This is a genomic window from Wenyingzhuangia heitensis, from assembly GCF_011762155.1.
GTDB classification, from domain to species: domain Bacteria; phylum Bacteroidota; class Bacteroidia; order Flavobacteriales; family Flavobacteriaceae; genus Wenyingzhuangia; species Wenyingzhuangia heitensis.
Genome location: NZ_JAASQL010000001.1, coordinates 227,426 through 251,105, shown reverse-complemented (window position 1 = coordinate 251,105; position 23,680 = coordinate 227,426). Strand labels below are relative to the sequence as shown.

Sequence of the window (23,680 nt, the reverse complement as noted above, 5' to 3'; positions counted from 1 at the left end):
ATGGGGATTTATTGTTTGTTAGAAAATTTGTTTCGGGTGTCTTGCCCCCATAAAAGTTTATCTCTTAATGTATTGATAAATGTATGGTCTTTTAATGTGATAATTTTAGCAGAAAAATCGGCCTTACTCACAATTAGTTCTGTTTCAACATCTATAGCAGTTACTCTAGAGTCTAAAGAAGCTAAAAACTGATCTTCTCTTCGCAATACCTTTAGTTTAATAATAGTGTTGTCTGATATTACTATAGGTCTTGCGTTTAAATTATGAGGAGCAACAGGGGTGATTAAAAAATTGTTGGTATTGGGCATAATTACGGGACCTTGACAGCTTAAAGAATATCCGGTGGATCCTGTAGGAGTGGATATAATTAATCCATCTGCCCAATAGGTGGTTAAGTACTCATCATTTAAATAGGCATCTACACCAATCATAGAGGTGGTGTCTTTTTTTGCAATGGTTAAATCATTTAAAGCAAACCCAAGTGTGGTAAATTCTTTTTGGTTTTCGTTGCTCTTTACTTTTAGCATTACACGTTCGTCTATAGTGTACTCGCTTTTTAAAAAAGAGGCAATTGCATCGGGGATTTCACTTTTTTGAACGGTTGCCAAAAAACCTAATCTACCTAGGTTAATTCCTAAAATAGGAATGTTTAGTTTGTTAATTAAGTTAAAGGCTCTTAAAATGGTTCCATCACCACCTAGTGTAATTAAAGCATCAAAAGACTCGTCTAGTTGTGTGGTTGTGTCAAAAAGTTCAAGATTATCAACAAAAGTGAGTCCTGTTTGTTGTACGGAGTTTGCGTAATCTTTAAAAATATGAATAGAAGCTTTTGCTTTATTTAGGGTATTAATTAATGTAGATAGGTGTTTCTCGTGAGAATCCTTATATACTTGTCCAAAAATGGCTACTTTTTTCATTTCAATTAGCTTTGATGTTGCGAATTTAAATGTTTAAATATTTAATAAAGTATTCTGAGCGTTTTTTTAAACTTTCTAGGTAAGAATCTTCAGACAAATCATTTAATATGTAATAATCATATCTTCTAAAAGATTGAATTAGTTCGTTTATGTTTAACGATTTTACTTTTAGCGTAATTTTAGTGGTTTCTTCGTTTTGATCAAATAAAAAACAACCTAAAACCACATTAGCGTTAGATTCTACAATTTGACATATTTCTGACATTGCATATTCTTTGGTGTTTTTTTGTAATAAAAGAATATTTCCTTCGGTACTTAAAAAAGGAGTATCTGCAAAACAGTCTAATAAATCATTAATATCTAAATACCCAATATAATTGTTATGATCATCAACAACGGGAAGTAAGCTTGTGTTATTTACTGCAAAATTAGAAAACACTTCTAACAGAGTATCTGTGTTTTTGGCAAAGAAAAATTCATACAAATATTCTAATTCCGATAATTTTTGAGAAGCATCATCAATGCATATTAAATCTTCTTTAGCAACATTACCAATTAGTTTTTTGTTGTTAATAACCGGTATATGAGAGTAGTTAATATCGTTAAAAATAGCCAATGTTTGTTGTGCTGTTTTTTGATTGGTTACCGTTATTTTGTCTGTAGAAATATAATCTGTTAGTTCCATAGTGTTCAAATTAATGAAAATTGTGAATTGTTCGTTCTATTTTGAATATTTTTGCACTCATAAAAATACAGAATATGGCGGTATTAAGCGTAAATGTTAATAAAATTGCAACATTAAGAAATTCTAGAGGAGGCGATGTACCTAATTTAGTGCAAGTTGCAAAAGATATAGAAGAATTTGGAGCACAAGGAATCACCATTCATCCTAGACCTGATGAAAGACATATTCGTTATCAAGATGCTTTTGATTTAAAAAAAGCGGTAACAACGGAATTAAACATAGAAGGAAATCCAATTCCTAAATTTAAAAAATTGGTGTTAGATACACTACCGGCTCAAGTAACTTTGGTGCCAGATGGTGATGATAATATTACTTCTGATGCAGGTTGGGATACAATTACACATCAATCTTTTTTAAAAGATGTAATTGCAGAGTTTAAAGCAGCAGGAATTAGAACTTCTATTTTTATAGATACAGGAAATCCTGCGTTAATAGAAGCGGCTGCAACTACTGGAGCTAATAGAGTAGAGCTGTACACCGAGAAATATGCAGTAGAATATGCAAAAGGAAATACAGGAATTATTACCGAATATGCTGAGGCTGCTAAATTGGCTAAGCAATTAGGAATGGGAATAAATGCAGGGCATGATTTGAGTCTAAAAAATATTAACTTTTTTGCTAAAAATATTCCAGAACTAGATGAGGTTTCAATAGGGCATGCTCTAATTTCTGAAGCATTGTATTATGGATTGCAAAATGTAGTAAGCATGTATTTATATAAATTACAAGACGTATTATAATGGAGTTATTACATTCAAATATTGTAGGATCTGGTTTTCCGTTAATAATTCTTCATGGTTATTTTGGAATGGGAGACAATTGGAAATCGCAAGCCAATAAGTTGGCTGAAAATTTTGAAGTTCATTTAGTAGATCAACGTAATCACGGTCGTAGTTTTCATTCTGATGAATTTAATTACGAGCTAATGGTAGCAGATTTGAAACATTATTTTGATGAAAATAATATTGAAAAGGCCATTGTTTTAGGACATTCTATGGGGGGGAAAACAGCCATGTTATTTGCTGTAGAATACCCTGAATTGGTAGAAAAGTTAGTGGTGGCAGATATTGCACCTAAACATTATGCACCTCACCATCATACTATTATTAGTGCGTTAAATAGTGTAGATTTTTCTCAGTTAAAATTAAGAACAGAGGTAGATGACATTTTAAAGCAAACCATTCCAGAAGAAGGAGTTCGTCAATTCTTGTTAAAAAATGTATACAGAAAAACAAAAACAGAAATGGCTTTTCGTTTTAATTTAACAAGTCTAACAGATCATAATCCAGAGGTTGGAGAAGCATTGCCTTCTTTTACAACATATGATGGTGATGTATTGTTTTTAAAAGGAGAAAAATCTAATTATATTTTAGATGATGATTTTGGATTGATTACCGCACATTTTGAAAATGCGACGATTGAAACTATATCAAAAGCAGGACATTGGTTGCATGCCGAAAATCCAACAGAATTTTATAATAAGTTGATACACTTTTTAAAATAAGAAGGATAAAGAATTAAAGAGGTTGAGCAACAATTAATTATACCTTTTGTACCTTAACAAAAAAATCGTATTTTTGCACCCAATTTTTTAGAGATTTTAAATAAAATAGTCAAATGAATATTACTAAAGAGAATATCGATGCATTAAATGCAGTAGTTAAAGTTGATATTACAGCAGAAGATTATCAAGAGAAAGTAGCATCTGTATTAAAAGATTACCGTAAGAAGGCAAACATTCCAGGTTTTAGACCAGGACAAGTGCCAATGGGATTAGTGAAAAAGCAGTACGGAAAATCTATAATGGTTGACGAAGTAAACAAATTATTACAAGAGTCTTTAAATAACTATTTGGTTGAAGAAAAATTAGATATTTTAGGAAATCCATTACCAAAAGTTGATGGAGATTTTAACTGGGATGCAGAGAATTTTTCTTTTGAATTTGAATTAGGTTTAGCTCCAGAAATTAAAGTTGATTTAAAAGCAGGAAAAGTAACAAAATACAATATTGTTGCTAATGATGAGTTAATCAACAAAGAGGTAGAAAACTTACAAACTCGTTTAGGAAACAAAATAGAGCAAGAAGAAGTTGCAGAGGTTTCTACAATTGAAGGAACTTTTACAAACGAAGAAAAAACAATTGAAAATAAAGCAACAGTTACTTTAGAAGATATTAAAGGAAAACTAAACGCTAAAAAATTCATAGGATCTAAAGTAGGAGATGTTTTAGAGTTAAAATCTAAAAACTTATTTAACGAAAACGCAAAGTTAGCACAATCTTTAGGGTTGGAAGCTAATGAAGTAGAAGGGTTAGAAACACCTTTAACTTTTACTATTGAAGCTATTAATATTACTGAGCCTGCAGAAATTAATCAAGAGTTTTTTGATAAAATCTTTGGAGAAGGAGTTGTTTCTTCTGAAGAGGAATTAAGAACTAAGATTAAAGAAGATGCAGAAGGACAGTTTGCACAACAAGCAGATCAGCACTTATTAAATGCTATTACAGAAAACTTAATAGAAAAAACAGCTTTTGATTTGCCAAAAGAGTTTTTAATTAAATGGTTAGGAACTGCAGGAGAAAAGCCTTTAACTGAAGAAGAAGCTGCGGCTGAGTATGAAAAATCTGAAAAAGGTTTACGTTACCAATTAATTGAAGGAAAAATAATGGCTGATAATGATGTAAAAGTTGATTTTCAGGAATTAAAAGACTACGCAATTGGATTCATTAAACAACAAATGGCTCAGTTTGGACAAAACAATCCTGAGGATAAAGAGTTAGAAGATATTGCAATGCGTGTGTTACAGAACCAAGATGAAGCTAAGAGGTTACAGTCTCAGTTAATCAGTTCTAAAATGTTAGACTTGTTTAAAGAAAAAGTTTCTTTTAAAGAAAAAGAAGTTTCTTATGAAGATTTTGTAAAAGAAGTTTACAAATAAGAAATTATATATACAGTTGTAAAAAAAGCGTTCTATTAGAGAACGCTTTTTTTGTACTACCTATTTTTAGTTTAAAAGGTGTTTGCTAATCAAAAGCAAAATGTTGATCTAATTTATTTTCTATTAATTGTTGAACTCTGTTTACATCTGCACTTTCTTTTACAAATACAGTAATATTCTCTTCTACTCTATTTCTACTTACGGATTCTTGAATTTCTATAAAATCGATTCCGCTAATTTTATCTAATAAATCTTTACATTCCTTGTCGCAGGTAGTATCGTTAATGTAAACTTTAATGGTTTGGTTTTTAGGACTATTTCTTATTTCTGTTCTAAATGGTAGCATAATTTATATTTTAGGTTATTTTCAACTCTTTCTAAATTAAGAAAAAGGAATGAATTTATCAAGAGGTAAAATAATGCAGCGTGTCTTTTGCTTTTGTTTTAGAGAATCTAAAGTCTTTTTTAGTTTTTAAATATTAATTTTATAAGCTCTTACAGTCTAAATAGTAAAAACTTTTTTTATGCAAAGCTCAAAAGCAATTTTATATATGATTTTTAGTGTAATTGCTTTTTCGTTAATGAATACAGTGGTTAAATACTTAAATGATTTTAGTGCTTATCAAATTGTTTTTTTTAGATCTATTGGAACATTATTTTTTACACTTCCGTTACTTCTTAAATATAAAATTCCAATTCTAGGAAATCATAAAAAATGGTTGCTCCTTAGAGGTTTAGCAGGAGTAATTTCTTTAACCTGTTTCTTTCAGTCTTTAAATTATTTAGCACTAGGTACGGCTGTTTCTTTAAGATATACATCTCCAATATTTGCTGCAGTTTTAGCCTCTGTTTTTTTAAAAGAAAAAATAAAACCGATACAATGGTTGTTGTTTTTAATTGCATTTGCAGGGGTTTTAATTATTAAAGGATTTGGAGTAAATGTAAATTCTATAGGTTTGTTTTTTGTACTATTATCTGCTGTTTTTTTAGGTTTGATATTTGTCTTGATTCGTAAAATTGGAAACTCAGAACATCCATTAGTGATTATCAATTATTTTATGGTAATGGCATTTGTCTTTGGAGGAATAATGTCTATTAATTATTGGAAGAATCCTAATATAATAGAATGGCTGTTGTTGTTAAGTTTAGGTGTTTTTGGATATTTTGGACAGTTGTATTTAACAAAAGCATTTCAATCTTACGAAACAAATATAATAGCTCCTTTAAAGTATTTAGAGGTGGTGTTTATGATTTTAATTGGAGCTTTTTGGTTTGGAGAAGCCTACAACTTGTGGACTCTTTTAGGGGTGTTCTTAATTATGTTTGGATTGATTTATAATGTTTATTTAAAAAGAAGTAAAAAGTAAGATTAAACCCAATGCTCCCTGTCTAGGCTTCGGTATTGAATAGCCTCGGCAATATGTCTAGATTCTATGTTTTCAGAATTGTCTAAGTCTGCAATAGTTCTACTAACTTTTAAAATTCTATCATAAGCTCTAGCAGATAAGTTTAAAGATTCCATTGCTTTTTTTAGTAAATTTTTAGTCTCTGTAGTTAACTTACAGTATTCTTTTATTTGTTTCACATCCATTTGTGCGTTGTAATGAATATTTCTTTTGTCTGCGTATCTTTTGGTTTGAATGTCCCTTGCTGTTTGCACTCTTTGTTTGATGAGTTTACTAGATTCGGCAGGAATTTCATTACTTAACTTTTCAAAAGGAACAGGATTAACCTCTATGTGTAAGTCAATTCTATCTAATAAAGGTCCTGATATTTTGTTTAAATACTTTTTTACTTCTAAAGAAGAAGATTGAATTTTACTATCATCATTTATAAAATCACCGCTAGGTGATGGATTCATACTAGCCATTAACATAAAACTACTGGGATAGGTAATGGTAAATTTAGCTCTAGAAATGGTCACTTCTCTATCCTCTAGCGGTTGTCTCATCACTTCTAATACGCTTCTTTTAAATTCGGGTAATTCGTCTAGAAACAAGACTCCGTTGTGTGCTAAAGAAATTTCTCCAGGTTGGGGATATTGTCCACCACCAACTAAAGCCACATCAGAAACGGTGTGGTGTGGAGCTCTAAAAGGACGTTCTAGAATTAAGCCTTCTTTGTTTTTGGTGTTGCCTGCTACGGAATGAATTTTAGTGGTTTCTATGGCTTCGTGTAAAGACATAGAGGGTAGTATACTTGGTAATCTTTTAGCTAGCATTGTTTTTCCAGATCCAGGAGGGCCAATTAACAACACATTGTGTCCGCCAGAGGCAGCTATTTCTAAGGCTCTTTTTACAGATTCTTGTCCTTTCACATCCATAAAATCATAACTAAACTTGTTTTCAATCTCGTTTAGGTATTTTTGAGTATCAAATAGTAGAGGAGTAAATGTTGTGGTATCATCTAAAAAATCGGTTACTTCTTTAATGTTTTGTAGTCCATAAACCTCAAAGTCATCAATTAAAGCAGCTTCTTTTGCATTTTCTACAGGAAGTAGAATTCCTTTAAATCCTTGTTTTTTTGCTTCAATAGCAATAGGTAATACTCCTTTTATAGATTGTAAACTTCCGTCTAAAGAAAGTTCGCCCATTACAATATAGTCTTTTAATTTTTCCGAATCTACTTGTTTAGAGGCTGCTAGTATTCCTACGGCTAAAGAAATGTCGTAAGAAGTTCCTTCTTTACGCATGTCTGCTGGAGCCATGTTTACCGTAATTTTTTTACCAGGAAAGTGAAGATTGTTGTTTTTTAAAGCTGCATGAATTCTAAAGTTACTTTCTTTTACAGCATTGTCTGGCAGCCCAACTAAATGATATCCTATTCCTTTGTCTATATTTACTTCAATAGTAATAATGGTAGCATCTACTCCCAGAAAGGCAGCAGCGTATACTTTTTCTAACATAGCAAGTTAATTTCTTACTAAAGTTATTAAAATAAAATTAAAGTTATAGAAAGCCTAATTCTTGAGCTTTTTTAGATAATTCTACTAGGTTTTTAACGTCTAGTTTTTTCATCAAATTAAATCGATGTGTTTCAATAGTACGTTTACTTTTTCCTAGTTTTTCTGCAATTTCTAAATTGGTAAATCCGTTTAAAATAAACTCTAAAATTTCGGACTCCTTTTTAGTTAATTTAGATACAGCAGTGTTTGCTTGCATTGGACTAGGTTTAGAAGGTTGACTTCCTACTCCATTAATCAAACTTTTTACAATAGCATCTGTAGTGTCTCCGCTAAAGTATTTTCCACCGTTATGTACACTTGTAATGGCTTTTACAAATTCATCTTTATTGGTGTCTTTTAATAAATATCCGCTAGCTCCTGCAGAAATAGCTTTTAAAATATATTCTTCAGAGTCATGCATAGACAGAATAATAGATCTAGTTGCAGTACCTGTTTCGGTCAATTTAGCAACAGCTTCTATTCCGTTCATTATAGGCATTCTAACGTCTATAATTAAAATATCTGGATTTAACTCCAGTGTTAAATCAACCCCTTCTTGTCCATTAGTACCTTCTCCAACAACAGTAAAATTAGGCTCACTTTCTAGTAAAGAACGTAGCCCATTTCTTACAAGTAAGTGGTCATCAACGAGTAGAATGTTAATTTGATTCATTTAATTAATATAATATCAGATACTTAATAAAATTTTACGTAAAACTACAACGAAATTACGTAAATACACAAAAAAATCTACGTAATTTTTTCGAATATTTGCTATTACTTTGCTTTCTGTGTAAAATTTGTTGCTTTTTTAACGAACTTTGTATAAATAGATAAGGCATAGTAAAACAGTGATATTAAATACTAAATAATGAAATACGAGAAAGCGATAGAATTGATAGATCAGGCAAACAAAAAAGACCCTAATAAAGAAGTTTATAAAGGAGAAAGTTATGCTAAGGAATATATTTATGGTGTTAGAATGACTCGTAGGTTAGAAGAGTTTATGCCAAATGCTCCAGAATCTTTAAAAATAGCAGCTAGATGTCAGCACATTTGCAGATGGGAAATAGCTAGAGATTCTTATCCTATGGATAGAGTCGGTTATTTAAAATGGCGAAATGAATTGAAAAAACTACATGCAGAAAAAGCACAAGAAATATTAAGCTCTGTAGGTTATGAACAAGAGTTGATAGAAGAGGTGACCATGATGTTGTTAAAAAAACAATTGAAAAAGAATGAATTAACACAAGCAATTGAAGATGTGATTTGTTTGGTGTTTTTAGAATTTTACTTTGATGGTTTTGCTGCCAAACATAGCGAAGAAAAAATGATAGACATTGTTCAGAAAACTTGGGGTAAAATGTCTGAAAAAGGACACGAGGCAGCAATGCAGCTACCTTTTTCTAGCACAGGATTGGCATTGGTACAAAAAGCATTAGCATAATATGGGGTTATTAGATACGTATTTATCGGATAGGGAAAGATCTATTTTGCAAAAAAGAAGATCCAAAATTTCAGGAGCATTTTTCCTGTTGTTTGTGGTTGTTATTGTGATGAGTTACATTATACAAAATCAACTATCCAAAGAGAATACAGTCTTAATGACACAAGATGATATCAAAAGTCTAAAAGTTAATTTAGCTTTAATTTCTGTTTTTGTTTTAGGGTACTTAGGGTGGATTTTATTTAAATTAATTAGACCTACCTATATTAGTTATCTAGATTTAATTACTGATTTGTTGGCTATTAAAAATAATGTACACAATTCAGACAGGCCTTTGTCGTCTAGAGAAAATACGTTACTCCGTTTTAGAGAATTAAATTTTGCCGTAAACAATGCAGTTTTATATGCTACCATTACCGATGAAAATAGAATTGCATACATCAGTAAAAAATTTGAAGAATATTTAGGACATAAAGAAGATCTAACGTTCCGTAAATTTGAGGAGGTTTTAACTTATAAACACAATCAACACCATAAGATCCGTAAAATATTAACTACAGCAACGGGTGAGTTGGTGAATAAGGAGTTGAGATTGACCAACCACCAAGGAGAAATTTTTTGGATTGAAATGTCGATTATTAATATGGACAATCTAAAAAATTCTAAACGTAGATTAATTGTGTGTCATGATATTACCAAACGTAAACATGCAGGTTTAGAAATGCAAAGAGTAAGCAGGAGTAAATTTGTGGCAGAGGTACAATCTCAAAAAGATTTATCTCAGCAAATTATGACGGCTCAAGAAGATGAACGTAAACGTATTGCGAAAGATATACACGATGGTATTGGACAAATGTTAACGGCATTGCGTTTTAACATTGATGGAATTGATTTGACAAACCATACTAAAGCCGAAGAAAGTTTAACTTCTTTAAAAGAGGTTTTTGGACAATTGATTAAAGATGTTAGAGCAGTTACATTTAGTTTGGCACCACCAGAATTAACAGATCACGGTGTGGCATCTGCCATTCGAAAAATGACCAATATGGTTGGTAACTTTACGGGGCATAAAGTATTGTACGAAAACGTATCTGAATTTGATAAACGTTTGGATAATAACGTAGAGGTCAATATATATAGGGTTGTGCAAGAGGCTGTGAACAACGCTTTAAAGTATTCAGAATCAGAATATATTCTAATTACTTTAGACCATACAGATTCTTATTTAAAAATAAAAGTAGAAGATGAAGGTGTTGGTTTTGATCCTAAAAATGTTACTAATACAGTTGAAGGAACGGGAAATGGTTTGCGTTTTATGAAAGAACGTGTAAATTATTTTGGGGGAGAATTAAGAATATCATCAGAACCTAACAAAGGAACTACTGTGCATATTGTGGTTCCTATAGATAAGTAATTTTTTTCTTGGTATATTTTTTGGATTATAAAAACTACTAACCATAAAATTTAAAATTATGAAAGTTAAAGTTTTATTAGTTGCCTTATTTGTTGGAGTTACTGTTTTTGCACAAGAAGATGGAAAAAAATCTTTTTTTGGAATTAAAGCGGGTTACAACTTGTCATCGTTAAGTGCAGATAACGATGTTGATCATAGAAACGGGTTTCATGTTGGTGTGTATGGAGAGCATCAAATAACAGATCATTTGTCTTTTCAACCAGAAATTATTTATTCTCAATTAGGTTTTAAAGATAATGCTGCTAAAACGGTTAAGCTGGATTATATTCAGGTGCCTTTAATGTTTAAAGGTTACATTGCAAAACCTTTATATGTTGAGCTTGGTCCACAGTTTGCTGTGAATATTAGTAAAAAAGAAGAAACAGATTTACTTTTTGGGAGCACTACAGAAACCACATCACCCAATACATTTGATATGGGGATAAACGGAGGTTTAGGTATTGCTATTAACCCCGGTATAACGGTTGGAGTAAGGTATTACCATGGTTTAATATCTGCTTATGAAGATACTGATGCTTTTAATACCATGTACCAGGTATTTGTAGGTATTAACCTATAAAAAAAATCCCGATTTTAAAATCGGGTTTTTTTTTTAAACTGTTTCTTTATTTAACATAGACCAAAGTTCGTCTTTTAGCTCTGTAATCCCTATGTTGGCAATAGAAGATATAAATAACGTCTTAATACCTTCAGGAAGTTCTTGTTCCATTTCTTGTCTTAACTCATCATCTAACATGTCAGATTTAGTAATGGCTAACAATCTATCTTTGTGTAATAATTCCGGGTTGTGTAATTTTAACTCGTTTAATAGAATGTTATAGTCTGTTCTAATGTCATCGGAATCTGCAGGAATCATAAATAATAAGGTAGAGTTGCGTTCTATATGACGTAAAAAATAATGACCTAAACCTTTTCCTTCGTTAGCACCTTCAATAATTCCAGGAATATCTGCCATTACAAAGCTTTGAAAATCTCTATATCCTACAATTCCTACATTCGGTTTTAAGGTAGTAAATGCATAATCTGCAATTTTTGGTTTTGCTGCACTAACAACAGATAGTAAAGTTGATTTTCCTGCATTGGGAAATCCAACCAAACCAACATCTGCTAATATTTTTAATTCAATTTGAAACCACCCATCAACAATAGGCATACCTGGTTGGGCATATCTTGGTGTTTGATTGGTAGAACTTTTAAAGTGCCAGTTTCCTAATCCACCTTTACCTCCTTCACATAAAAGAATTTCTTGTTCGTGTTCTGTAATTTCAAATAAAATTTCTTGAGTGTCGGCATCACGAACTATGGTTCCTAATGGGACTTGTAAGTATTTGTCTTCTCCATCAGAACCGGTACTTCTACTTGCGCTACCAGAACCACCATGTCCTGCTCTGGTATGTTTTAAGAAACGTAAATGGTGTAAGGTCCACATTTCTTTATTTCCTTTTAAAATAACATGTCCACCACGACCACCATCACCACCATCTGGACCTCCTTTTTCTACAAACTTTTCTCTGTGTAAGTGCATAGAACCTTGACCTCCTTTACCAGAGGCTGCATATATTTTAATATAGTCAATAAAATTTCCGTCAGTCATGTTAATAGCTTTTGGTTTCTAAAATGATGAAACCTAATTAATAGTGCAAAAATAGAAAATAGCTACCCACTTAATTCTAAAGTTGATAGCTATTTTTATATGTTTTGTTGATTTCTTATAAAGAATCTACCACTTTAGAAATCAAAGCAGTAATTCCATCAATAGAACCTACTCCGTTAATTCCGTAATATTTGTCTTGTTTTTCGTAGTAATCTTTAACAATAGCTGTTTTGGTATTGTATTCGTTAAAACGATTTCTAATTTTAGATTCGTCTTGGTCATCTGCACGACCAGATACTTTTCCTCTTTCTAACAAACGAGTTACCAAAACATCTTCTTCTACCTCTAAAGCAATCATTGCATTAATAGTAGCTCCTTTTTTAGATAAAAAGGCATCTAAAGCTTCTGCTTGAGATTCTGTTCTTGGAAATCCATCAAAAATAAATCCGTTTGCTTCAGAATTTTTTTCAACCTCAGCCTCTAACATATTAATAGTTACTTCATCTGGCACTAAGTTTCCGTTGTCAATATAAGATTTAGCTAACAGACCTAATTCAGTTTCATTTTTTATGTTAAAACGAAACACATCTCCTGTAGATATGTGTACCAAATTGTATTTGTCTTTTAAAACGTCTGCTTGCGTTCCTTTTCCTGCTCCTGGAGGTCCAAATAAAACTATGTTTTTCATCTATGTATGTTTAAATTCCTGTAAGTCAGGAAATAATAATTAGTTAATAACAGATTGCAAATGTACGTATAACAGTTGAATTCCTAAAACAAAGAAATCTTATTTTTCTTTTAGTTTGTAAATTTCGGCTAAGTTTCTTCCCAATCCATCGTAATCTAATCCATAACCCAATATAAAATCGTTAGGAATTTCTAATCCCACATAATCAATAGGAATAGATTTGTTGTAAACCGTGGGTTTTAAAAAAAGACTAGCTGCCTTAAATTCTTTAATGGGATGTTCTTTTAAAAGAGATACTATTTTTTCTAAGGTGTTTCCTGTGTCAACAATATCTTCTACAATAATTACAGTTCTATTTGTTAAGTCTTCATTTAAACCAATTAATTGATTTACGATTCCTGTTGAACTTGTTTGTTGGTAGGATGCTAGTTTGATAAAGCTAATTTCACAAGAGTGATTGTATTGTTTTAGTAAATCGGTACAAAACATAAATGAACCGTTTAAAACGCCTAAAAATAGCGGAATTTCATTTTGATAATCTTTGCTTATTTCATCAGCAACTTTAGAAACCGCTTTTGCAATTGTATTGGAGCTTATATAAGGCTCAAATGTTTTGTTGTGTAATTTAATGTCCATATTTTAATATGTATAAAAAAACCGCTTCAATTTATGAAGCGGTTTTTGTTATGTAAATAGACGGTGTCTTATTTTTTATCTGCGTTTTTCTTAGCCATGTCGTACATAATAGGTGATGCAATAAATAATGAAGAGTAAGTACCAACTACAACTCCCACAATTAATGCAAACATAAATCCTTTAATGCTGTCTCCTCCAAATAAGAAAATGGCTAATAATACAACCAATGTAGTAATAGACGTGTTAATGGTACGTCCTAATGTAGAACTTAATCCTTTGTTAACAACATCTAAGAAAGACCACTTTGGGTGTTCTGTTGTAAATTCACGAATTCTATCAAATATTACCACGGTATCGTTTAATGAGTATCCTACTACGGTTAAGATTGCTGCAATAAAGGATTGTCCAATCTCCATATCAAATGGCATTAACTTATAAGTTAATGAGAATACTGCTAATACAACTAATACATCATGAAATACAGCGGCTACAGCTCCTAAAGAGAATTCCCACTTTTTAAATCTTAACAAGATGTATAAAAACACTCCAATTAAGGATGCAATAACAGCTAAACCTGCAGATTCTTTAATATCATCAGCAATTGTTGGCTCTACTTTAGCGTAAGAAAATACTCCAATTGTTTGTCCATCAAAACCTCCTTTAAAGTCTTCTATAGTTGTTCCTGCTGGTAAATATTGTTTTAATCCGTTAAACAAAGCAACTTGAACTTTAGTATCAACTTCTGCACCTTCTTCTTCAATTAAGTACTTTGTGGTAACTTTTAACTGGTTGTTAGATCCGTAAGTTTTTACTTCTGGGGCCGATCCAAAAATTTCTTTTAAAGATCCCGAAACTTCTGATGGATTTACTTCTTTGTCAAAACGGACTGTGTAAGTTCTACCTCCAACAAAATCAACTCCGTAGTTTAGCCCGTTGGTAAATAAAGATCCAATACCAATAACAATTACAACACCAGAAATGATGTAGGCTAGTTTGCGTTTTTGTAAAAATTCTATGTTAATATTTGTAAACCATTTTTTAGTAGTTGCAGTAGCAAATGCTAATGTTTTTCCTTTGGTAGTAGCTCCATCTAACAACATTCTTGTAATAAAAATTGCTGTAAATAATGATGTTAAAATACCTACGATTAATGTGAAAGCAAATCCTTGAATAGGTCCTGTTCCAAAAATATATAAAATACCACCTGTTAACAAAGTAGTAATGTTGGCATCAATAATAGCAGATAAAGCACCTTTAATACTAAACCCGTTAGAAATAGCTGCTCCAATTCCCTGACCTGCTGCCAAGTTTTCTTTAATTCTTTCAAAAATAATAACGTTCGCATCAACGGACATACCAATGGTTAAAATAATACCTGCAATACCTGGTAATGTTAACACGGCTCCAAAAGATGTTAGTACTCCAAAAATAAATAAGATGTTTACTAACAAAGCAACATTTGCGTACCAACCTGCTTTTCCGTAGTATAAAATCATCCAAACTAATACTAATAAGATTGCAATAGCAAAAGAAATCATAGAAGCGCTAATAGCTTCTTGACCTAATGATGGTCCAACAACTTCAGATTGAATAATGTGAGCAGCAGCAGGTAATTTACCAGCTTTTAATACGTTAGCTAAATCGGTTGCTTCTTCAATAGTAAAGTTTCCAGAAATAGAAGTTCTACCTCCTGTAATAGCATCATTTACTCTAGGTGCAGTATAAACGTAATCATCTAAAACTACAGCAACAAATTTCCCTTCGTTTTCAGAGGTCATTTTTGCCCATAATTTTGTTCCGTTTCCGTTCATGCTCATGCTTACTTCAGGATTAGCTCCTAATTGGTCAAACTGTTGACTTGCATCAGAAATTACATCTCCTTCAATAGGAGCTTTGTCGTTTCTGTTAGACTTTATTGCATATAGTGATAAAAAATCATCTTTAGATTTTGCATCCCATAAAAACTTAGTGTATTTAAACTCTCCAGTTAATAATGCTCTAACTTCTTTTTTATTTAAGTAACTATTTACTTTAGCAGTATCTTTTACAGAAGCATATCCAATTACAGAAGATGCTTGACCTGTTGGCTGTAAAAAGCTAAACAAGCTAACTACTTTAGGTTGGTTGATAGAATCGTTTTCAACATCTCCTAATAAATCGTTGATAGAATCGTCTCCTTCTTTTGTTTCTTTCTTTTCAGGAGTTTCAGCTTCAATAGTTTCTGCTACTTGTTGGTTGGCAGCTACTAAAAATTGAACCAATTCTTGTCCTGTATGTACTTCCCAAAATTGTAATTCTGCAGTAGATTGTAATAATTTTTTTACACGTTCTACATCTTTAGCACCTGGCAATTCAATTAAAATTCTACCAGAAGTACCAATTCTTTGAATGTTGGGTTGTGTAACTCCAAACTTATCTATACGAGAACGCAATACTTGAAAAGCTGTAGAAATAGATGCATCTATCTCGCTAGCAATAATTTCTTTTGCCTCTGAATTTGTGGTGTTAAACTTAATTTTTTCTCTTAAGTTTTTAGTTCCAAAAATAGAAGGATCGCTCAGTTTAGTGTCTCCAGCTATGTTTTCAAATTCTTGGTAGAACAACTCAAAATAACTTTGAGATGAATTTTTTTGAGCAACAGTTGCTGCCTCTAAGGCTTTGTTAAAAGCTGGGTTTTTAGAGTCGTTAGACAATCCAACTAAAATGTCTTTTACAGATACTTGTAAAGTAGCGTTAATACCACCTTTTAAGTCTAGACCTAAGTTAATTTCTTTGTCTTTAATGTCGTTGTAGGTAAATTTTCCAAATCCTAAAACTCCTTCAATGTTAGCTACAGAATCTAAGTAAGCCTTCTCTAATCTAGCAATTTCTCTACCACTGTTTTCCTCTGCATTTGCATATGCGTAAGTTTTAGCCTCTTTTTCTACTTTGTTTGCGAAAAAAGTAAAAGATAAAGAGTACAAACTAACCAATCCGAAAAGGATTGCAAATAATCTGATAAGTCCCTTGTTTTGCATTTTTTTATATGTGTTTTCTCAACTAAATTTTATGTAAGTCCGCAAATATAATATTTCAACTGAATAAAGGCTAATTTTAGAGGTGAATTGTTAAGGTATTCAAAAACTTAATAATTCTTTCATATAAAATTGTTATAAAATACTTGCTTGTTTTTTTGCCTTAAAACTCTTGTGTATTCGTATGTGTTCAACTTAATGATTTTCAGATTGCTTACTTTTTTAAAAAGTTCCTTGTCTTAGAACTCCTTTTTATTTAATTTCGCTCGGTAATGAAGAATTTTCTTTTTAAAATATCACTATCAATACTTGTTTTCCTAAGCGGATATAGCAATAGCTATGCTAGTTTAGTTGGAAATGATTTTGATTTTGAAAAGTTAGAAAATCTTCAAGAAGGTTCTGGAGATAATATTTCTTATCAAAAAGAAGCTTCTTTTATTCATCAAATGCATATTCATAATCATCACGAAGATTATGTGTTGGAAATAGATGAAGAAGAAGAATCAGAATCACATCATAAAATATTACCAGCACTTAGTAACTTTACAAGTGTTTATAGACAAGAGCCTAACTTAGGCTTTTTTACTTTAAAAAGTTCTGTATATAAGAGCTTTTCTTATGTGTCTTTAAAAAGACATATTCTTTTTTGTGTTATTAGAATTTGATTTTTTTTACAATTAAACAATACGTTGTTTAATTCTTTCTATTCAGTTTAATCTATTTAAACTGCTATATGCTTATGGCTTTTATTAGCCTTAACGCACGCGTGTATTATGCTACACACATTTTTAAAAACAAACAAAATACAATTTAAATACAACCGAATTATTATGAAAAAAACACTCATAGTTATCATGGGTCTGTGTGTCTTATTATGTCACACAAGCTGTAAACACGAAAAGAAAAAAGAAAAAGAAGATATATACTACGTTACTACTCCTGTAAGAATGGATACTATCATAAAGAAAAAGTATGTATGCCAAATTCATTCAATTCAACATATAGAATTGAGAGCTCAGGAAATGGGTTATTTACAAAACATTTACGTGGACGAAGGACAGCATGTTAAAAAAGGAGAGCTGTTGTTTCAAATTATGCCAAACCTATACCAGGCAGAAATGAGTAAAGCAGAAGCAGAAGTAAATTTTGCAGAGATAGAATATAAAAACACTAAAAAATTAGCAAGTCAAAACGTTGTGTCATCAAATGAGTTGGCAATGGCAAAAGCTAAGTTGGCAAAAGCGAATGCAGAGCTGTCGTTAAAAAAAGTACATTTTCAATTTACACAAATTAGAGCTCCTTTTGATGGATATATTGGTCGATTTAACGATGTAAGGTTAGGTAGTCTTATTGATGAAGGACAATTATTAACAAGTTTGTCAGATAATAGTCAAATGTGGGTTTATTATAATGTACCAGAGGCTGAATATTTGAATTTAAACAAACAAATAAGTAAAGACAATCCGTTAGAGGTTGAGTTAGAAATGGCTAACACAAAATTGTTTAGTGACAAGGGTCTGGTAAAAACAATTATAGCTGATTTTGATAACGAAACAGGAAACATTCCTTTTAGAGCTACGTTCCCTAATCCAAATAAACTATTAAGACATGGGGAAACTGGTAACATTCAAATGGATGTTCCTTTAGAAAATGTAGTGATAATACCACAAAAAGCAACCTATGAGATTTTAGACAAGAAATATGTTTATGTGGTAAATGATGAAAATATTCTTGAAGCAAGAATGGTTGAAACAGGAGTTGAAATGAAAAACTTGTTTGTAATAACCCATGGTTTAAAAACTAGTGATAAAATTCTTTTAGAAGGAATTAGAAAAGTAAAAGAAAATCAAGAAATTAAATATGAGCTTAAAGATCCTAAGAAGGTAATAGCCCATTTAGATTTACATGCAGAATAATTGTAGTTCTAAAACTTAAAAATAAAAGAACATGTTTAAAAAATTTATTCATAGGCCTGCCTTAGCGATAGTAATTTCATTACTAATCGTCTTTATGGGTATGTTGGCCATAAAAACATTACCTAAGTCACAATTTCCAGACATTGCTCCGCCAATGATTGTTGTGTATTTAGCGTATCCAGGAGCTAGTTCAACAGTGTTAACAAAATCTGTTCTTATTCCGTTAGAACAAGCTATTAACGGTGTACCTGGAATGAAATATATGTTTTCTACTGCAGCAAGTTCAGGGGAAGCAAACATTACAGTAGTCTTTAATAAAGGAACAGATCCTAATCAGGCTTTGGTAAATGTAAACAATCGCGTACTTCAAATGAAGAACAGGTTGCCTAAGTTAGTTCAGTTAGAAGGTTTAATTGTAAAACAATTAATGCCTAACATGCTAATGTATGTAAACTTGTACGGGAAAGATACTACCAACATTGATATGGAGTATATCTTTAATTATGCTTATGTAAATGTAATGCCAGAGTTACAAAGGGTAACAGGAGTAGGGCAAGCAAAAATTATTGGTACAAGACAATATGCAATGCGTGTTTGGTTAAAACCAGACAGAATGAGGGCTTACAATATTTCTACCAAAGAAATTATGGAAGCCATAGATCAACAAAGTGTTATTGGTTCTCCAGGAAGACTTGGTAGGGCAGATAGTAAAGTGTCGGAATCTATAGAATATGTATTAACCTATAAAGGTAGGTTTAATGAGGCTCAAGAGTATAAAGATATTATTCTTAGGTCCAAACCTAATGGTGAAATACTTCATTTAGGAGATGTTGCTGATGTAGAGTTGGGTAGTGAGTTTTATGATGTTTATTCAAATAAAGATGAATTTCCATCTGCAGCAATTACACTAAACCAAGCATACGGAAGTAATGCTACAGAGGTTATAGATAGATTAAAAGAAAAGTTAGAGGAATTAAAAAAAGATTTTCCACCAGGGGTAGATTATGAAATTAGTTACAACGTTTCTAACTTCTTAGAAACTTCTATAGATGAAGTAATACATACGTTAAGAGATGCTTTTATTTTGGTAGCCCTTGTTGTATTTATTTTCTTAGGAGATTGGAGATCAACATTAATTCCAATTTTAGCAGTACCTGTGTCTTTAATAGGTGCCTTTTTTGTAATGCTCTCTTTTGGTTTAACAATTAACTTAATTACTTTATTTGCTCTGGTGTTGGCTATTGGTATTGTGGTAGATGATGCCATTGTTGTGGTTGAAGCCGTCCATGCTAAAATGGAAGAAAATCCACATATGTCTGCATATGTAGCTGTTAAACACGTATTGGGTGAAATTAGTGGAGCTGTAATTGCAATTACACTTTTAATGACTGCGGTATTTGTACCTGTAGCGTTTATGTCTGGTCCAACGGGTGTTTTTTACAGACAATTCTCAATTACAATGGCATCTTCAATTGTACTTTCGGGAACGGTAGCTCTTACATTAACACCTGTGTTATGTGCAATTTTGTTAAAAAACAATCACGGTGTTAAAAAGAAAAAGAACTTTATTAATAAATTTATTGATGGATTTAACAATAAGTTTAATGGACTTACAAATAGTTATGTTAAGCTGTTAAAGCTTATTGTGAATAGAAAAACAGTCACTTTTGGTGTTCTAATTATTTTTTCAATAAGTGTTTTAGGAATTTCAAAAATACTTCCTGCAGGATTTGTACCCGATGAAGATCAAGGGATGATATACTCTGTATTACAAACACCAGCAGGATCTACATTAGAAAGAACGTACGCTATAAGTCGTAAATTACAAGAAGCGGCTAAAGAAGTAGAAGGAGTTAAGTCTGTTTCTGCATTGGCAGGATATGAAATTTTAACTCAAGGTCGTGGATCTAACTCAGGAACTTTATTGATAAACCTTGAATCTTGGGGAGATAGAGAACACACAGCAAAAGAGATTATAGAAGAATTAGAAGAAAAAGCAAAAGATATTCCTGGAGCAAAAATCGAATTCTTTAACCCACCAGCAGTGCCAGGATATGGAGCAGCAGGAGGAATTGCTTTGCAGTTGTTAGATAAAAACAACACCATAGATTATAAGCGTTTAGATAGAACAACTAAAGAGTTTATGAGTGAGCTTGAAAAACGAGAAGAGATTACATCTCTGTTTACTTTTTATAGCACAGATTATCCGCAATACGAATTAGAAATAGATAACAAAGCAGCAATGCAAAAAGGAGTATCTATTGGAGAAGCCATGGAAAATCTATCTATTTTGGTAGGGAGTACCTATGATCAAGGGTTTATTAAGTATGGACGTTACTTTAAAGTATACGTGCAAGCAGATCCAAAATACAGAAGACTTCCTGAAGATATCATGAAACTTTATGTTAAAAATGATAGAGGAGAAGAGGTTCCTTATTCTTCTTTTATGAGAATGAAAAAGACTCAAGGAATTTATGAAGTAAATAGATACAACATGTATAACTCAGCTTCTATTAGATGTTCCCCTGCAGATGGATTCAGTTCTGGAGAAGCAATTAAAGCTATTCAAGAAGTAGCTAAAGAAACGTTGCCACAAGGATATGATATTGACTGGGCAGGACTTCAAAAAGATGAAGTAAAGCAAGGGAATGAAGCTATTTATATTTTTATCATCGTATTGGTATTTGTGTATTTAGTATTGGTCGCTCAATATGAGAGTTTTATACTTCCATTAGCGGTGATTTTATCTTTACCACCTGGTATTTTTGGTGCATTCTTATTGATCAAATTTGCAGGTGTAGCTAACGATATCTATGCGCAAGTAGGACTTGTAATGTTGGTAGGACTGCTCGGAAAAAATGCCGTCTTAATTGTAGAATTTGCAATTCAAAAACATCACGAAGGAGCAACAGTATTAAATGCGGCTATTGAAGGAGCTAAAGCTCGTTTTAGACCAATTTTAATGACTTCTTTCGCTTTTATTGCTGGATTAATACCATTGTTGGTAGCCTCTGGACCAGGAGCTGTAGGGAATCTTACCATTGGAGCCTCATCATTAGGAGGAATGTTGTTTGGGACCATTTTTGGTGTTGTTATAGTGCCAGGGTTGTATTATATATTTGGTACTCTAGCAGATGGTCGTAAACTGATAAAAGATGAAGAAGAAACTTCATTGTCAGATGATTTTGTACATGCAGTAGACACATTTTCCATTAACAAAGAAGAAGAAACAGATGAAAACAATCAATAAAACAAAGAGTTTGTATAGGCTTTTCATAGCAGGAGTAATCCTGACTATGTGGGCTTGTAAAACTCCTGAGATCATTCAAAAAACAGCCAATACAAAAGTTCCAGAGAGTTTTAACAACTTAAAAGATAGTGTAAATGTGGCTACCTTAAATTGGAAAGAATATTTTACCGATTCTAATTTAATTAATCTGATAGATGTTGCTTTAGAAAATAATCAGGAATTGAATATTATAAAGCAAGAAATAGAAATTTCTAAAAATGAAATTAGTGCAAAAAAAGGAGAGTATTTACCTTTTGTAGGTTTACAAGCAGGTGCTGGTGGCGAAAAAGTAGGAAGATATACTAGCCAAGGTGCCAATGATGCGACGACTCCGTTTAAAGGAACTAAAGAGAATCCAGAGTTTTTGCCAGATTTTATGGTAGGTGCTTATGCTACTTGGGAAATTGATATTTGGAACAAACTTCACAATGCCAAAAAATCTGCTGTAAGCAGATATTTGGCAAGTGTAGAAGGTAAGAATTTTATGGTGACTAATTTAATTGCTGAAATAGCCAATTCGTATTATGAATTGTTGGCTTTAGACAATCAATTAGAAATTTTAAAACGAAATATCAAAATTCAGACAGATGCTTTGGAAATTGTAAGATTACAAAAACAAGCAGCTAGAGTTACAGAGTTAGCAGTTCGTAGATTTGAGGCTCAAGTGTACAGTACAAAAAGTATTCAGTTTGAGATTGAACAAAACATTGTTGAAACCGAAAATAGAATTCATTTCTTGATTGGTGAATATCCTGGTAAAATAGAAAGAAGTCATAAAGGATTTGTTGCCTTAGAACCAGACATTGTGCATGCGGGAGTTCCTGCTGAATTGTTGATCAATAGGCCCGATATTAAACAAGCGGAATTAGAATTGGCTGCAGCTAAGTTAGATGTTAAAGTTGCTAAAGCTAGATTTTATCCTTCACTAGGATTGTCTGCAGGTATCGGTTATCAGGCATTTAATGCTAAGTATTTGTTAAACACACCCAAATCGTTATTGTATTCTTTAGCAGGAGATTTAACAGCTCCTCTAATTAATAAAAGAGCAATTAAAGCAACATATTACAATGCAAATGCAAAACAAATACAGGCAGTGTATAATTATGAGCGTACTATTTTAAATGCTTATGTAGAGGTGGTTAATAAATTATCTAAAATGAGTAATATGGAAAAGAGTTTCCAACTTAAAAAACAAGAAGTAAGTGCGCTTGCAGAATCTATTGTTATTTCTAATAAATTATTCAGATCTGCTAGAGCAGATTATATGGAAGTTTTGTTAACACAAAGAGATGCATTAGAATCAAAATTTGAATTGATAGAAACCAAAAAGAACCAAATGAATGCGTATGTAAATATGTACAAAGCATTAGGGGGAGGTTGGAATTAAGATACTATTTTCATGTAGTTTAGTTTGTTTTGAGCCTGGGGTTTCTGTTTACAGAAACTCTAGGCTCTTTTTGTATGTAATACGTTTTCGTAAAATAAGCAATGTGTTGTATAAAAGATTAAAAAGTCTTAATATTTTTGCTAGTGACAAACAAAACAAACATGAAAAATAAATTTATTTTAATTGCATTATTGCTTTTGGGAACTGTGAGTTTAGTGGCACAGGAAACAGAAGAGGTAAGAGAAAAAAAGCACAGAATTAGTGTAGTGTTGGGACATTCTTATTTAAACTTAGGCTTTGAAGAAGGAAACAAAGATGTATTGTCTATTCCTTCTTTTGGGTTGGATTATGAATACTGGTTTAAAGAGAAATGGGGAATAGGTGTCTTTAGTGATATTGAACTAGTTTCTAGTAAAGTTTCAGAGGAGTTACACGGCGGGGTTATAGATAGAAGATATCCTGTAGTGATTACTTTAGATGCTTTGTGGAATCCTATAGAACATTTAGAATTTGTACTAGGACCTGGTGTTATTTTTGAAGATGGAGAAGTAAAAGATTTAGTAAGAATTGGAGTTGAGTATGATTTGGCTTTAGGTCATCATTGGGATGTAGCTCCAAGTTTTTTCTATGATCATGCAACTGACGGTATTTCTAATATTTCTATAGGAATTGGAGTAGGAAAAAGTTTTTAA

21 protein-coding genes are annotated in these 23,680 nt (G+C 31.9%); 12 read left to right on the top strand and 9 right to left on the bottom strand.

Going from position 1 to position 23,680, the window contains the following annotated elements; translation table 11 throughout:
• Positions 1–8 precede the first annotated feature (8 nt).
• Together FHR24_RS01100 and FHR24_RS01095 are read right to left on the bottom strand one after the other, a co-directional pair.
• Positions 9–917, bottom strand: coding sequence for an NAD kinase (locus FHR24_RS01100; protein ID WP_167182621.1), 909 nt, complete (start codon positions 915–917; stop codon positions 9–11).
• Positions 918–942: 25 nt separating this feature from the next.
• Positions 943–1,602 (bottom strand): CBS domain-containing protein, encoded by a 660-nt coding sequence (locus FHR24_RS01095; RefSeq protein WP_167182618.1) that lies wholly within the window; start codon positions 1,600–1,602, stop codon positions 943–945.
• A gap of 74 nt (positions 1,603–1,676) precedes the next feature.
• Between FHR24_RS01095 and FHR24_RS01090 the strand changes: the two genes are divergently transcribed.
• The 3 genes from FHR24_RS01090 to tig all read left to right on the top strand — a co-directional run bounded on the left by FHR24_RS01090 (position 1,677) and on the right by tig (position 4,599).
• A complete protein-coding gene (locus FHR24_RS01090; RefSeq protein WP_167182615.1) occupies positions 1,677–2,402 on the top strand; it encodes a pyridoxine 5'-phosphate synthase in 726 nt (241 codons plus the stop codon).
• Positions 2,402–3,166, top strand: a complete 765-nt coding sequence (locus FHR24_RS01085; protein ID WP_167182612.1) for an alpha/beta fold hydrolase — start codon at positions 2,402–2,404, stop codon at positions 3,164–3,166. Before FHR24_RS01090 ends, FHR24_RS01085 begins: the two co-directional genes overlap by 1 nt.
• 113 nt (positions 3,167–3,279) lie before the next feature.
• Positions 3,280–4,599: a trigger factor gene (gene tig, locus FHR24_RS01080; RefSeq protein ID WP_167182610.1), complete on the top strand. Its 1,320-nt coding sequence runs from the start codon at positions 3,280–3,282 to the stop codon at positions 4,597–4,599.
• Between the two features lie 85 nt (positions 4,600–4,684).
• Here the strand turns inward: tig and FHR24_RS01075 are convergent, their stop codons facing one another.
• A complete protein-coding gene (locus tag FHR24_RS01075; RefSeq protein ID WP_167182607.1) occupies positions 4,685–4,945 on the bottom strand; it encodes a hypothetical protein in 261 nt (86 codons plus the stop codon).
• A gap of 178 nt (positions 4,946–5,123) precedes the next feature.
• Between FHR24_RS01075 and FHR24_RS01070 the strand changes: the two genes are divergently transcribed.
• Positions 5,124–5,966: a DMT family transporter gene (locus FHR24_RS01070; protein WP_243846482.1), complete on the top strand. Its 843-nt coding sequence runs from the start codon at positions 5,124–5,126 to the stop codon at positions 5,964–5,966.
• Positions 5,967–5,968: 2 nt separating this feature from the next.
• Here the strand turns inward: FHR24_RS01070 and FHR24_RS01065 are convergent, their stop codons facing one another.
• Positions 5,969–7,504 carry a YifB family Mg chelatase-like AAA ATPase gene (locus FHR24_RS01065; protein WP_167182604.1) on the bottom strand — a complete coding sequence of 512 codons (1,536 nt, stop codon included), beginning with the start codon at positions 7,502–7,504 and terminating at the stop codon, positions 5,969–5,971.
• Positions 7,505–7,547: 43 nt separating this feature from the next.
• Positions 7,548–8,216 (bottom strand): response regulator transcription factor, encoded by a 669-nt coding sequence (locus tag FHR24_RS01060; protein ID WP_167182601.1) that lies wholly within the window; start codon positions 8,214–8,216, stop codon positions 7,548–7,550.
• 198 nt (positions 8,217–8,414) lie between these two features.
• Between FHR24_RS01060 and FHR24_RS01055 the strand changes: the two genes are divergently transcribed.
• From FHR24_RS01055 to FHR24_RS01045, 3 genes are read left to right on the top strand one after another with little or no spacing between them, the layout of a single operon-like run.
• Entirely contained in the window at positions 8,415–8,990 is a 576-nt protein-coding gene (locus FHR24_RS01055) for a DUF4202 domain-containing protein (protein WP_167182598.1), read from the top strand.
• Position 8,991: 1 nt separating this feature from the next.
• Positions 8,992–10,404, top strand: coding sequence for a PAS domain-containing sensor histidine kinase (locus FHR24_RS01050; RefSeq protein ID WP_167182595.1), 1,413 nt, complete (start codon positions 8,992–8,994; stop codon positions 10,402–10,404).
• Positions 10,405–10,462: 58 nt separating this feature from the next.
• Entirely contained in the window at positions 10,463–11,023 is a 561-nt protein-coding gene (locus tag FHR24_RS01045; protein WP_167182592.1) for a porin family protein, read from the top strand.
• Positions 11,024–11,056: 33 nt separating this feature from the next.
• Here FHR24_RS01045 and obgE read toward each other — a convergent pair whose 3' ends face one another.
• From obgE to secDF, 4 genes are all read right to left on the bottom strand, one after another.
• Positions 11,057–12,058, bottom strand: coding sequence for a GTPase ObgE (obgE, locus tag FHR24_RS01040; RefSeq protein WP_167182590.1), 1,002 nt, complete (start codon positions 12,056–12,058; stop codon positions 11,057–11,059).
• Positions 12,059–12,173: 115 nt separating this feature from the next.
• The gene (locus FHR24_RS01035) at positions 12,174–12,746 is read right to left on the bottom strand and encodes an adenylate kinase (protein ID WP_167182588.1); all 573 of its coding nucleotides are present in this window, start codon (positions 12,744–12,746) and stop codon (positions 12,174–12,176) included.
• 99 nt (positions 12,747–12,845) lie between these two features.
• Positions 12,846–13,382 (bottom strand): hypoxanthine phosphoribosyltransferase, encoded by a 537-nt coding sequence (gene hpt, locus FHR24_RS01030; protein WP_167182586.1) that lies wholly within the window; start codon positions 13,380–13,382, stop codon positions 12,846–12,848.
• Between the two features lie 68 nt (positions 13,383–13,450).
• Entirely contained in the window at positions 13,451–16,399 is a 2,949-nt protein-coding gene (gene secDF / locus FHR24_RS01025) for a protein translocase subunit SecDF (RefSeq protein WP_167182583.1), read from the bottom strand.
• Between the two features lie 269 nt (positions 16,400–16,668).
• Here secDF and FHR24_RS01020 point away from each other — a divergent pair, with 269 nt between their 5' ends.
• The 5 genes from FHR24_RS01020 to FHR24_RS01000 all read left to right on the top strand — a co-directional run bounded on the left by FHR24_RS01020 (position 16,669) and on the right by FHR24_RS01000 (position 23,680).
• Positions 16,669–17,061, top strand: coding sequence for a hypothetical protein (locus tag FHR24_RS01020; RefSeq protein WP_167182581.1), 393 nt, complete (start codon positions 16,669–16,671; stop codon positions 17,059–17,061).
• A 165-nt stretch (positions 17,062–17,226) separates the two neighbouring features.
• Positions 17,227–18,312 (top strand): efflux RND transporter periplasmic adaptor subunit, encoded by a 1,086-nt coding sequence (locus FHR24_RS01015; protein ID WP_167182579.1) that lies wholly within the window; start codon positions 17,227–17,229, stop codon positions 18,310–18,312.
• A 31-nt stretch (positions 18,313–18,343) separates the two neighbouring features.
• The gene (locus FHR24_RS01010; protein ID WP_167182576.1) at positions 18,344–21,562 is read left to right on the top strand and encodes an efflux RND transporter permease subunit; all 3,219 of its coding nucleotides are present in this window, start codon (positions 18,344–18,346) and stop codon (positions 21,560–21,562) included.
• Positions 21,546–22,988 (top strand): TolC family protein, encoded by a 1,443-nt coding sequence (locus FHR24_RS01005; RefSeq protein WP_167182573.1) that lies wholly within the window; start codon positions 21,546–21,548, stop codon positions 22,986–22,988. Before FHR24_RS01010 ends, FHR24_RS01005 begins: the two co-directional genes overlap by 17 nt.
• Positions 22,989–23,149: 161 nt before the next feature.
• Positions 23,150–23,680 (top strand): hypothetical protein, encoded by a 531-nt coding sequence (locus FHR24_RS01000; RefSeq protein WP_167182570.1) that lies wholly within the window; start codon positions 23,150–23,152, stop codon positions 23,678–23,680.